Annotated in this window: 12 protein-coding genes; 6 read left to right on the top strand and 6 right to left on the bottom strand. The window is 71.8% G+C overall.

The window, feature by feature from the left end:
* Window positions 1-422, bottom strand: a 422-nt coding sequence (locus ACIBEA_RS32660; protein WP_399266804.1) for a homocysteine S-methyltransferase family protein, incomplete at its 3' end; no start/stop codon positions are given.
* 251 nt (window positions 423-673) lie between these two features.
* Between ACIBEA_RS32660 and ACIBEA_RS32655 the strand changes: the two genes are divergently transcribed.
* The 5 genes from ACIBEA_RS32655 (at window position 674) to ACIBEA_RS32635 (ending at window position 6,921) form a co-directional block, all read left to right on the top strand.
* The gene (locus tag ACIBEA_RS32655) at window positions 674-1,441 is read left to right on the top strand and encodes an IclR family transcriptional regulator (protein ID WP_399266803.1); all 768 of its coding nucleotides are present in this window, start codon (window positions 674-676) and stop codon (window positions 1,439-1,441) included.
* A gap of 320 nt (window positions 1,442-1,761) precedes the next feature.
* A complete protein-coding gene (locus ACIBEA_RS32650; RefSeq protein ID WP_399266802.1) occupies window positions 1,762-2,544 on the top strand; it encodes an MIP/aquaporin family protein in 783 nt (260 codons plus the stop codon).
* 77 nt (window positions 2,545-2,621) lie between these two features.
* Window positions 2,622-4,148, top strand: a complete 1,527-nt coding sequence (gene glpK, locus ACIBEA_RS32645; RefSeq protein WP_399266801.1) for a glycerol kinase GlpK — start codon at window positions 2,622-2,624, stop codon at window positions 4,146-4,148.
* A gap of 40 nt (window positions 4,149-4,188) precedes the next feature.
* Entirely contained in the window at window positions 4,189-5,796 is a 1,608-nt protein-coding gene (locus tag ACIBEA_RS32640; RefSeq protein WP_399266800.1) for an FAD-dependent oxidoreductase, read from the top strand.
* A 123-nt stretch (window positions 5,797-5,919) separates the two neighbouring features.
* Window positions 5,920-6,921, top strand: a complete 1,002-nt coding sequence (locus tag ACIBEA_RS32635; RefSeq protein ID WP_399266799.1) for a PAC2 family protein — start codon at window positions 5,920-5,922, stop codon at window positions 6,919-6,921.
* A gap of 19 nt (window positions 6,922-6,940) precedes the next feature.
* Here ACIBEA_RS32635 and ACIBEA_RS32630 read toward each other — a convergent pair whose 3' ends face one another.
* Window positions 6,941-7,846 carry an NADP-dependent oxidoreductase gene (locus tag ACIBEA_RS32630; protein ID WP_399266798.1) on the bottom strand — a complete coding sequence of 302 codons (906 nt, stop codon included), beginning with the start codon at window positions 7,844-7,846 and terminating at the stop codon, window positions 6,941-6,943.
* Between the two features lie 109 nt (window positions 7,847-7,955).
* On the opposite strand from ACIBEA_RS32630, the gene ACIBEA_RS32625 reads away from it, so the two are divergent.
* A complete protein-coding gene (locus ACIBEA_RS32625) occupies window positions 7,956-8,222 on the top strand; it encodes a MerR family DNA-binding protein (RefSeq protein WP_399266797.1) in 267 nt (88 codons plus the stop codon).
* 285 nt (window positions 8,223-8,507) lie between these two features.
* Here ACIBEA_RS32625 and mshC read toward each other — a convergent pair whose 3' ends face one another.
* From mshC to ACIBEA_RS32605, 4 genes are all read right to left on the bottom strand, one after another.
* Window positions 8,508-9,737 (bottom strand): cysteine--1-D-myo-inosityl 2-amino-2-deoxy-alpha-D-glucopyranoside ligase, encoded by a 1,230-nt coding sequence (mshC, locus tag ACIBEA_RS32620; protein WP_399266796.1) that lies wholly within the window; start codon window positions 9,735-9,737, stop codon window positions 8,508-8,510.
* Between the two features lie 142 nt (window positions 9,738-9,879).
* A complete protein-coding gene (locus ACIBEA_RS32615) occupies window positions 9,880-10,824 on the bottom strand; it encodes an SCO1664 family protein (protein WP_399266815.1) in 945 nt (314 codons plus the stop codon).
* Window positions 10,788-11,378 (bottom strand): DUF3090 domain-containing protein, encoded by a 591-nt coding sequence (locus ACIBEA_RS32610; protein ID WP_399266795.1) that lies wholly within the window; start codon window positions 11,376-11,378, stop codon window positions 10,788-10,790. Before ACIBEA_RS32610 ends, ACIBEA_RS32615 begins: the two co-directional genes overlap by 37 nt.
* Window positions 11,379-11,472: 94 nt before the next feature.
* On the bottom strand, window positions 11,473-12,207 hold the full coding sequence (locus ACIBEA_RS32605) for a histidine phosphatase family protein (RefSeq protein ID WP_399266794.1): 735 nt from the start codon (window positions 12,205-12,207) through the stop codon (window positions 11,473-11,475).
* Window positions 12,208-12,226: the final 19 nt, after the last annotated feature.

Below are 12,226 nucleotides of genomic sequence, written 5' to 3'. Positions count from 1 at the left end.
GGCAGTTTGGTGCCCGGGCCCATCGAGCCCAGCACCCAGCGCTGCTGCCCCGTCGAGGCCGTGAACTCGTCCGCGACCTCGCGCGCGATCCGCGCGCCCGCCTCGGAGAGCTCGAAGTTGCGGTGCGGGATGTCGTACTCGACCAGGGCGGAGAGGTTCGTGCCGAAGGTGTTGGTCTCCACGCAGTCGACGCCGACGGAGAAGTAGGCCTCGTGGACCGTGCGCACGATGTCGGGGCGCGTCGCGTTCAGGACCTCGTTGCAGCCTTCCAGCTGCTCGAAGTCCTCCATCGTCGGGTCCTGGGCCTGGAGCATCGTCCCCATGGCTCCGTCGGCGACCACCACGCGGGTGGCCAGCGCCTGCCGGAGGGCGTCGGCACGGGTCTGTGTGTCGGCGGCGGGCGGGTTCGGCAACGAGGCCATGGTTGAGCTCCCTGGGATGCGACGGCTGTCGGCTTTGCACCCCCTCTGTGTCAAGGGTGCACGCGGTCAGGGTAACCGCGAGGGACCGGCCCCGGTGAGGGTGTCCCACGTGGCGGACTGCATTCTGTGCGCGGGGGTTCACCGGGTCTGGCCGGTTCGCCGTGGCTCGAACAGTTTCCCCACCATGCGCGGAGTCGGCATCGACCGATACTGTTCAGCATTGTCGAACCACGTCAGCAGGAGGCAGCCCGATGGCACGGAACATCCAGTCGCTCGAGCGAGCCGCTGCGATGCTGCGACTCCTGGCGGGGGGCGAGCGCCGCTACGGCCTGTCGGACGTGGCCTCCTCCCTGGGGCTGGCCAAGGGCACCGCACACGGCATCCTGCGCACCCTCCAGGCCGAGGGTTTCGTGGAGCAGGACCCGGTGTCGGGCCGCTATCAGCTGGGGGCGGAGCTGCTGCGCCTGGGCAACAGCTACCTGGACGTGCACGAGCTGCGCGCCCGCGCGCTGGTCTGGACGGACGATCTGGCCCGGGCGAGCGGCGAGAGCGTGTACGTGGGGGTGCTCCACAAGAGCGGGGTGCTGATCATGCACCACGTCTTCCGCCCCGACGACAGCCGCCAGGTACTGGAGGTGGGGGCCATGCAGCCGCTGCACTCCACGGCCCTGGGCAAGGTGCTGTCGGCGTACGACCCGGTGGCGCACAGCCAGGCCGCGGAGGCCGAGCGGGAGTCGTTCACGCCCCGTACGGTCACGGACCCGGTCGGCTTCGAAGAGGTGCTGGACCTGACCCGGGCGCGCGGCTGGGGCTCCGACGTCGAGGAGACCTGGGACGGCCTGGCCTCGGTGGCCGCGCCGATCCACGACCGGCGCAGGATGCCCGTGGGCGCGGTGGCGGTCTCGGGCGCCGTGGAGCGGGTCTGCGGCGACTCCGGGGAGCCGCGTCCGGCGCTGGTGGCGGCGGTGCGCGACTGCGCGCGTGCGGTTTCGCGCGATCTCGGCGCGGGCCGGTTCTGACCTTCCCTTCTCAGCCTGGGGCCCTTCCCTGGCCGTTCCATGCCCTTTTCGGCCGGTTCCTGACCATGAGATGGCTGGATTTGGGCGATCGTACCTACTGGTAACGATCCTGCACTTTGGCCTGGCCAACCCTTGACGCGTTCTCCACCTGGGCGGAAAACTGCCGTTCACCGGTCGGCATTGTCGAACACCTAACGGCAATAAGCGTTAGGGTGTGGCAAGGCCAAGGAACCGGTGCAGCACTCACCGAGTGCGTGGGACCACCGGAGGGACCCGGTGTTCCGCCCACCCCATGGACGTTTTTGACAAAGGAGTCGCGGGTGTCCAGCTCCGACATCTTCATCGGCGAGACCATCGGTACCGCCCTGCTCACCCTGCTCGGCGGAGGCGTCTGCGCCGCCGTGACGCTCAAGAGCTCCAAGGCCCGCAACGCGGGCTGGCTGGCGATCACGTTCGGCTGGGGCTTCGCCGTCCTGATCGCCGCCTACGTGTCCGCCCCGCTCTCGGGTGCCCACCTGAACCCGGCGGTCACCGTCGGCCTCGCCATCAAGAGCGGCGACTGGAACGACGTACCGGTGTACTTCGCCGGCCAGCTGCTCGGCGCCATGCTCGGCGCCGTGCTGATGTGGGCGACGTACTACGGCCAGTTCCGCGTCCACCTCGCCGACCCGGAGCACATCCGCGACGCCAAGCTCGGCCCCGAGAACCCGCACCCGCACGACCAGGCCGGTCCGGTGCTCGGTGTCTTCTCCACGGGCCCCGAGATCCGTAATGTCGTCCAGAACCTCACCACCGAGATCATCGGCACGGCCGTCCTGGTCCTGGCCATCCTGACCCAGGGCCTCCAGGACGACGGCAAGGGCCTCGGCGTCATCGGCGTCCTGATCACCTCCTTCGTGGTCGTCGGCATCGGCCTCTCGCTGGGCGGGCCGACCGGTTACGCGATCAACCCGGTGCGCGACCTCGGTCCGCGCATCGTGCACGCCCTGCTCCCGCTGCCCAACAAGGGCGGCTCGGACTGGGGGTACTCCTGGATCCCGGTGGTAGGCCCGCTCGCCGGCGCCGCCCTCGCCGGCGGTCTGTACAACCTCGCGTTCGCCTGATCAGTACCGGCACGTTGCGCACCATCCGCACCGCCCCCTGATTCCGCCTACTCACAGACCTGCCAGGAGCAGCCACCATGACCAGCAGCACCGGCCCCTTCATCGCCGCGATCGACCAGGGCACCACCTCTTCCCGCTGCATCGTCTTCGACCGCGACGGGCGCATCGTCGCCGTCGACCAGAAGGAGCACGAGCAGATCTTCCCGAAGCCGGGCTGGGTCGAGCACGACGCCATGGAGATCTGGACCAACGTCCAGGAAGTCGTGGCGAGCGCCATCGCCAAGGCCGAGATCACCTCGGCCGACGTCAAGGCCGTCGGCATCACCAACCAGCGCGAGACCACCGTCCTGTGGGACCGCCACACCGGCCAGCCCGTGCACAACGCGCTGGTCTGGCAGGACACGCGCACCGACGCCCTGTGCAAGGAGCTCGGCCGCAACGTCGGCCAGGACCGCTTCCGCCGTGAGACGGGCCTGCCGCTGGCGAGCTACTTCGCCGGCCCGAAGGCCCGCTGGCTGCTCGACAACGTCGAGGGCCTGCGCGAGCGCGCCGAGGCCGGGGACATCCTCTTCGGCACGATGGACTCCTGGGTCATCTGGAACCTCACCGGCGGCGCCGAGGGCGGTGTGCACGTCACCGACGTCACCAACGCCTCGCGCACCATGCTGATGAACCTGCACTCCCTGGAGTGGGACGCCAAGATCGCGGAGTCGATGGAGGTCCCCCTCGACATCCTCCCCGAGATCAAGTCCTCCGCCGAGGTCTACGGCCACGTCAAGGACGGCGTCCTCGCCGGTGTCCCGGTCGCCTCGGCGCTCGGTGACCAGCAGGCCGCCCTCTTCGGCCAGACCTGTTTCGCCGAGGGCGAGGCGAAGTCGACGTACGGCACCGGCACGTTCATGCTCATGAACACCGGCGACAAGATCATCAACTCCTACAGCGGCCTGCTGACCACGGTCGGCTACCAGATCGGCGACCAGAAGCCGGTCTACGCGCTGGAGGGCTCCATCGCCGTCACCGGCTCGCTCGTCCAGTGGATGCGCGACCAGATGGGCATGATCAAGACCGCGGCCGAGATCGAGACCCTCGCGTCCTCGGTCGAGGACAACGGCGGCGCCTACTTCGTCCCCGCCTTCTCCGGTCTGTTCGCCCCGTACTGGCGCTCCGACGCCCGCGGTGTGATCGCCGGCCTCACCCGGTACGTCACCAAGGCGCACATCGCCCGTGCCGTCCTGGAGGCCACCGCCTGGCAGACCCGCGAGATCACCGACGCCATGACCAAGGACTCCGGCGTCGAGCTGGCGGCCCTCAAGGTCGACGGCGGCATGACCTCCAACAACCTGCTGATGCAGACCCTCTCCGACTTCGTGGACGCCCCCGTGGTGCGCCCGATGGTCGCCGAGACCACCTGCCTCGGCGCCGCCTACGCCGCCGGCCTGGCCGTCGGTTTCTGGCCCGACACCGACGCCCTGCGCGCCAACTGGCGCCGCGCGGCGGAGTGGACCCCGCGCATGCCCGCCGACCAGCGGGACCGCGAGTACAAGAGCTGGCTCAAGGCCGTGGAGCGGTCCATGGGCTGGGTCGACGACGAAGACGCCAGCTGACCGCACCAGCTGAGTCAATCGACGAGGAGCTAAGAGAGATATGAGCACCCTGCAGCGCGTTCCCTCGCTGGGAACGCACCCGACCGCCGGTTCCAACGCGAGCCGAGCCGAGACCCGCGAGCAGCTGGCCAAGGCCACGTACGACCTGCTCGTCATCGGCGGCGGAATCCTGGGCACCTCGGTGGCCTGGCACGCCGCGCAGTCGGGTCTGCGGGTCGCCATGGTGGACGCCGGCGACTTCGCCGGCGCCACCTCCTCGGCCTCCTCCAAGCTCGTCCACGGCGGGCTGCGCTACCTGCAGACCGGCGCGGTCAAGCTGGTCGCGGAGAACCACCACGAGCGCCGGGTACTGGCCAAGGACGTGGCCCCGCACCTGGTCAACCCGCTGACCTTCTACCTCCCCGTGTACAAGGGCGGTCCGGTCGGCGCCGCGAAGCTGGGCGCGGGCGTCTTCGCGTACTCGGCCCTCTCGGCCTTCGGCGACGGCATCGGCAAGGTCATATCCCCGGCCCGCGCCGCCGCCGACAACCCGGGTCTGAAGACCGACAACCTGAAGGCCGTCGCGGTCTACTACGACCACCAGATGAACGACTCCCGCGTCGCCGTCATGACGGTCCGCGCGGCCGTCGAGTCGGGCGCGGTCGTCCTCAACCACGCCGAGGTCACGGGCCTGCGCATGACGCAGGGCCGGGTCTCCGGCGCCGAGCTCAAGGACCGCCTCGACGGCACCGAGTTCGGGGTCGACGCGCGCGTCGTGCTCAACGCCACCGGCCCGTGGGTGGACCACCTGCGGCGCATGGAGGACAAGCACTCGATGCCGTCGATCCGCCTCTCCAAGGGCGCGCACATCGTGATGAAGCGCAAGTCGCCGTGGAAGGCCGCCATGGCCACCCCGATCGACAAGTACCGCATCACCTTCGCCCTCCCGTGGGAGGACCAGCTGCTGCTCGGTACGACCGACGAGGTCTACGAGGGCGACCCGGCGGACGTGCGCGCCACCGAGTCCGACATCGAGCAGATCCTCGACGAGGCGGCCTTCTCCGTGAAGGACGCCGACCTCGACCGCTCCCTGATGACCTACGCCTTCGCGGGCCTGCGGGTGCTGCCCGGCGGCCCCGGCGGGGTCGAGAAGGCCAAGCGCGAGACGGTGGTCTCCGAGGGCCGCGCGGGCATGCTGTCGGTGGCCGGCGGCAAGTGGACGACGTACCGGCACATCGGCCGCGTGGTCATGGACAAGCTGGCGAAGCTCCCGGGCAGCCCGCTGACCGACGACATGGAGCCGGTGAAGTCCCTGGTGCGCCGGGTGCCGCTGCCCGGTGTCGCCAACCCCAACGCGGTCGCGCACCGGCTGCTGATCGACCGGGACCCGGGCTCGCGGATGGACCCGCTGACCGCACGCCACCTGGCCTCCCACTACGGCTCGCTGGCCTTCGACATCGCGCGCCTGGCCAATGAGAACCCGGCGCTCGCCGAGCGGATCCACGAGGACGGCCCGGAGATCTGGGCGCAGGTCGCCTACGCCCGTGACCACGAGTGGGCGGAGACGGTCGACGACGTCCTGCGCCGCCGTACGACGGTCACCGTGCGCGGTCTCGACAACGCCGAGGTGCGCGCCCGCGTCGAGGAGATGCTGAGCCGCAAGGCATAGCTTCCGCGCAGGTGGGGAAGAGGGGTGGTCCCGGGGACCGCCCCTTTTCCGATGGCGGTGGCAGGCACACCGCCAAGGCTTAGGCTGGCCCTCGTACGCAAGGAACTTCGGAAGGAGACCTGGGTGATCGAGCTTGAGGGCGTGCCCGAGCTGATCGACCCGGTCATGGTGGCCGCGTTCGAGGGCTGGAACGACGCGGGTGACGCCGCCTCCGGTGCGGTGACGCACCTGGACCGGGAGTGGAAGGGCGAGGTGTTCGCGGCGCTGGACGCCGAGGACTACTACGACTTCCAGGTCAACCGTCCGACGGTGTGGCTGGACAACGGGGTGCGCAAGGTCACCTGGCCGACCACCCGGTTGTCCGTGGTCCGGGTGGGCGGTGCCAAGCCGCGCGACCTGGTCCTGGTCCGGGGCATCGAACCGTCCATGCGGTGGCGGTCGTTCTGCAACGAGATCCTCGGCTTCGCCCACGAACTGGGCGTGGAGATGGTGGTCATCCTGGGCGCGCTGCTCGGGGACACCCCGCACACCCGGCCGGTGCCGGTGAGCGGGGTGACGTCCGATCCGGACCTGGCCCGGACGATGGACCTGGAGGAGACCCGGTACGAGGGCCCGACGGGCATCGTCGGGATCCTCCAGGAGGCGTGCACGCACGCGGGTGTTCCGGCCGTGTCGCTGTGGGCGGCGGTGCCGCACTACGTGTCGCAGCCGCCGAACCCGAAGGCGACGCTGGCCCTCCTGAACCGCCTGGAGGACCTCCTGGACATCCGCATCCCGCTGGGCGAACTGCCGGAGGACGCGCGGGCGTGGCAGGTGGGGGTTGACCAACTGGCCGCCGAGGACAGCGAGGTGGCGGAGTACGTCCAGACGCTGGAGGAGGCGCGGGACACGGCGGACCTCCCGGAGGCCTCCGGGGAGGCCATCGCCCGGGAGTTCGAGCGGTACCTGCGGCGGCGGGACGGTGGGCCCGGGCCCGCGGTGGCGGGCGACCCCGGGGACGGTTCGTATCTGCGCGACCCGTCGAGCGGTCGACCGAAAGGTCCGCGCCGCAAGCCGGACACCGCCGCGGAGGACCCCACCGACCCCGCGCCGGAGGACCCCTCCCCGGACACGCCGGAGGCCTAGCCGGCGGGCGACCGGCCCCCTAGAAGAGGGTCACGATCTTTCCTCGGACGCGTCCGCGCTCGGAGTGGGCGTGGGCCTGGGCGATCTCTTCCAGGGGGTAGGTCTGTTCGATGCGGGGTGTGTACCGGCCTTGCGCGCCGTATCCGGCGGCTTCGGCGAGGAGCGCGTGGTCGTTCGCCGCGTTGACCAGGTGGACGCCCAGGCGACCGGAGTCCCTGTAGTCGGCGACCGTCACGACGCGGGTCGGGTCTCCGGCGATCTCGACGAGCTCCGCGAGGGAGCCGGAGCCGGCGGCGTCGAGCACGAGGTCGATCCCGTCGGGGGCCAGGTCGGCGAGGCGTTCGGCAAGGCCCGTGCCGTAGGTGGTGGGAAGGGCTCCGAGGGAGGAGAGGAACGCGTGGTTGCGCTCGCTGGCCGTCCCGATCACGGTGGCGCCCATGGCGACCGCGATCTCGACCGCCGCGCCGCCGACACCGCCGGCGGCGCCTTCGATCAGCACGGTGCGCCCCGCCACTGGGCCGAGCGCCTTGAGTGCACCCAGTGCCGTCACGGCCACCAGGCCGGCCGCGCCCGCCTCCGCGTCGTTCCACGCGTCGGGCGCGGGGGCCCAGGCCGAGAGCACGGCGAGCTCCGCCGTCGCTCCCGTGACACTGCCCAGCCCGAAGACGCGGTCGCCGACGGCCACCCCGTCCACGCCCTCCCCGATCATGTCCACCAGGCCGACGGCGTCACGGCCGGGGATGGCCGGCAGCTCCACGGGGAGTACGTCGCGGACGTCTCCCCTGCGCACCTTCCAGTCGACCGGGTTGACACCGGCTGCCGCGACGCGGATGCGGATCTCTCCGGCGCCGGGCCGCGGGTCCGGCGCCTCCTCGACGGTGAGGGTCTCCGTGCCGCCGTACTCGTGGTAGCGGGCTGCGCGCATGATGTTCTGCCTTCCATCCCAACGGCTCGGTACGCCGTGACCTCGACTACGCTAAAACCTGACGTCGGTGTCAGGTGCAAGTCGAGCAGGTGAATCGGAGGCCCCGTCGGTGGCCCGGGTGAGGCTGATCCAGCAACTGTTCGCTGCGGGACTGCCGAGCAGGTCCGTGCGCGAGGTGCTCCCCTGCGTGGACTCCGGCACGGCCGCGCCGGGGCTCCTGGAGCACCTGGAGGCCGAACGCGCTCGGATCAGCGAACGGATCAGCGACCTCGCCGCGGCCCGCGAGCGACTCGACACGGTGATCGCCAACACCCGCAACCCTCCCCCCGAGTGCGCCCACCACGCCCGGGGCCAATCCCGCCTGGCCGGCGCTTGAGACGCCCCCAGAGGGCGGGCGACCCCGACCCGGCCAACGCCAGCCCCGCCGGCGATTGAGGCGCCCCCAGAGGACGGGCGACCCCGACCCGGGCAACTCCAGCCCCGCCGGCGCTTGAGGCACCCCCAGAGGGCGGCCGACCCCGCCCCTGCCAACTCCAGCCCCGCCGGCGCTTGAGGCGCCCCCGGAGGGCATACGGGTCCGCACCCGCCCCCTGAACGCACCGCGGCCCCCCGCCCGGGAGGGGCGAGGGGCCGCGTCACGACCGGTCGGGACCGGCCAGGGTCAGAGGGCCACGCCCAGCAGGGCGTCCACGGTGCGCGAGACCAGCCCGGGCGCAGCCTCGTCGGAGCCGCCGGAGGCGATCTGCGCGTCCGCCCAGCGGTCCACGGCCGCCAGCGCGGCGGGCGCGTCCAGGTCGTTCGCGAGCGCCTCCCGGACCTCCTCCACCAGCGCGTCGGCCGCGAGGCCGTCCGGCCGGGACACCGCCGCACGCCACCGCTCCAGCCGCGCCACCGCATCGGCGAGGACGCCGTCCGTCCACTCCCAGTCGGACCGGTAGTGGTGCGAGAGCAGGGCCAGGCGGATCGCCGCCGGGTCGACCCCGGAGCGCCGCAGCGCCGAGACGAAGACCAGGTTGCCCTTGGACTTCGACATCTTCTCGCCGTTCAGCCCGACCATGCCCGCGTGCACGTACGCCTTGGCCATCGGGAACTCGCCCGTCAGGGCCTGCGCGTGCGAGGCGCCCATCTCGTGGTGCGGGAAGGCGAGGTCGGACCCGCCGCCCTGGATGTCGAAGCCCATGCCCAGGTGGTCCAGGGCGATGGCGACGCACTCGATGTGCCAGCCGGGCCGGCCGCGGCCCAGCGAGGCGCCGTCCCAGCTCGGCTCGCCCGGGCGGGCGGCCATCCACAGCATCGGGTCGAGCGGGTTCTTCTTGCCGGGGCGCTCGGGGTCGCCGCCGCGCTCGGCGGAGAGCAGCCGCATCGCCTCGGCGTCGAGGTGCGAGACCCCGCCGAAGTGCGGGTCGGACTCGACCGAGAAGTAGGTGTCGCCGTCGAGTTCGTAGGCGACGCCCGCGTCCCGGAGCCGCTCCACGAGCGGCACGATCCCGGGTATGGCCTCGACGGCGCCGATGTAGTGCTGCGGCGGGAGCATCCGCAGCGCGGTCATGTCCTCGCGGAACAGGGCGGTCTCGCGCTCGGCGAGCTCGGTCCAGTCGTGGCCGTCGCGCAGGGCCCGCTCCAGGAGCGGATCGTCCACGTCGGTCACGTTCTGGACGTAGTGCACCTGCCGCTTGGTGTCGAGCCACACGCGCTGTACGAGGTCGAACGCGTTGTAGGTCGCCGCGTGACCCATGTGGGTCGCGTCGTACGGGGTGATTCCGCAGACGTAGATACGGGCGACGGGACCGGGGGAAAGGGTGACCTTCCCCTGAGTCGAAGTGTCGTGGATCTGGAGGTCGCGGCCCTTGCCAGGCAGGGCGGGGACCTCAGAAGCGGGCCAGGCATGCATGCATCGAGCCTAACCGGACGGGTGTTCCTCAAACGAACCGGACCTGCGCTCTTGGCGTGATCGAATCGCTTGCGGTCCGGCCGGTTGTGTGCGTACGTCCGTGCGGGCCGGGCGCCCAGTACGCAGAAGGGGTCGGACGGGGTCAGACGGGCGGCCAGGGGATCGAGGGCCACTCCCCGGAGGGTCGGGGATGCTCCCCGGTCCGCAGCAGGTCCGCCACCCGGCCCCGTACGGCGTCCAACTCGACCGGTGTGATCAGTTCCGCCAGTCGGGTGGCGAGCGGCGCTCCCTCGACCAGCAGGGCGGTCAGGGAGGCGAGCACCGCGCGCGCCTCGTCGGTGAGCGGCTCCCCCGCCCAGCCCCAGAGCAGGGTGCGCAGTTTGTCCTCGGTGTGGAAACTCACCCCGTGGTCGATGCCGTAGAGCCGGCCGTCGGGGGCGGGCAGCAGGTGGCCGCCCTTGCGGTCGCCGTTGTTGATCACGGCGTCGAGGACGGCGAGGCGGCGCAGCCGGGGGTCGTCGGCGTGCACGAGGAGGGCGGTGCGGCCCTCGCCCACGTCGGCGAGGGCGACGGGCTTCCAGCCCTCCCCCGCTTCCTCGCCGTCGACCAGCGCGAGCAGACCCGCCCCGGCCGGCCCCCCGGACTCCGCGACCTCCGCGCTCTCCGTGGCGTCGGCGTCCTCGGCCGGCTCCGCGGCCTCGATCCAGTGCTGGACCATGCCCTCGCCGTACGGCCCGTCGCGCAGCACGGTTGCCGGGACCAGGCCCCAGCCGGTGGCTTCGGAGACCAGGAAGGCGGCGCGCTCGCGCTGGGCGAGGTTGCCGTCGGGGAAGTCCCACAGCGGCCGCTCGCCCTTGACGGGCTTGTAGACGCAGTCCACGCTCACCCCGTCGTGGATCACGGTGCACAGCAGGACGGCGTTGGACGCCTCGCGGATCCGGCCCCGGACGGTCAGCTCGCCGCGCGCGAGCACGTCGAGGAGCGCCTCGGTCGGCTGCTCCCGCTGGTCGTCCGGCCGGTTCTCCCCCGTCACGTCGTCCCCCATCGCGTTCACGCCCCGCGCCGGTAACCGTTCTGGCGCGGACAGACATGCCCCTCGGGGTCCAGGGGCAGGCTGCACAGCGGGCACGGCGGGCGTCCCGAGTTGACCACGTCCAGGGCCCGCTTGGCGAAGGCGCGGGCCTGCGCCCCGGAGAGCCGCACCCGCAGCATGGGCGGGCCGTTCTCCTCGTCCTGGAGCAGCCGCTCCTCCGCCTCGGCGAGATCCTCGTCCGAGTCGGCGTCGAGTTCCACCAGGGCCTGCGCCTCGACGATCATGCGCTGTTCCTCGCCGTCCCAGGCCAGGGCCATGGTGCCGACGCGGAACTCCTCGTCGACGGGCACGTCGAGGGGGGCCGTGTCCGCCGCCTCGGCGGAGGCCACGGCGGGTACCGGGGCATTGCCCCCGGTGCGCCGCACGACTTCGTCCAGCAGCTCGTCCATCCGCTCCGCGAGCGCCGCGACCTGGGTCTTCTCCAGGGACACGCTGGTCACGCGGGGGCCGGTGGAAGCCTGGAGGAAGAAGGTTCGGCGTCCGGGCAGGCCGACCGTGCCGGCCACGAAGCGGTCCGGCGGGTCGTAGAGGAACACCTGACGGGGCACGTCCAGTCTCCGGTTTCTCTGCGGCAGGGGGAGGTCTGCGCACGTGTGTCTGTGCTGATGTATCGGGGCCAGTCCACCCTACTGCGCCGTTCGATCACGCAGCGCCCGCGCCGCCTCCCACGACGGCGTTCCCGCCGTCTTCGGCGCCTTTGTCCGCGCGCTGCGGCGCACCCTCCGCGGCGGGGTCCGCCGCGGAGGGTGCGCCGAGGCCGCCGAACTCGCCGGTGTCGCCGAGCCGGAGCAGGAACGGGCGGGTCGGCGTGTAGCGGATCGCGGTGATCGAACAGGGGTCGACGTGGATGCGTTGGAAGAGGTCGAGGTGCATCCCGAGGGCGTCGGCGACGAGCGACTTGATGATGTCGCCGTGCGAACACATCAGGTACGCGGCGTCGGAGCCGTGCTCCTCGTCGATGCGCGCGTTCCACTCGCGCACGGCGTCCACGGCGCGCGCCTGCATGGCGCGCATGGACTCGCCGCCGGGGAACGCCGCGGCCGACGGGTGCTGCTGGACGATCCGCATCAGGGGTTCGTCGGAGAGCTCGGAGAGTTTGCGCCCGGACCAGTCGCCGTAGTGGCACTCGCCGATCCGCTCGTCCGGGTGCAGCGGCAGGTCCGGCCGGGCGGCGAGCAGCGGTGCCAGGGTCTGGCGGCAGCGCTCCAGCGGGCTGGTGACGGCGGCGGCGAGCGGCAGGTCCGCGAGGCGACCGGGCAGCGCGGCGGCCTGTTCGGCGCCGCGCTCGTCCAGCTCGACGCCGGGGGTCCATCCGGCGAGCAGCCCTGCGGTGTTGGCGGTGGACCGCCCGTGTCGTACGAGGATCAGCGTGGCCATGCGGACAGGGTATGCGGTC

Source organism: Streptomyces sp. NPDC051555 (assembly GCF_044454405.1).
GTDB lineage: Bacteria > Actinomycetota > Actinomycetes > Streptomycetales > Streptomycetaceae > Streptomyces.
The sequence above is the reverse complement of the archived record's forward strand: the minus strand, read 5'-3'. Positions and strand labels throughout refer to the sequence as shown.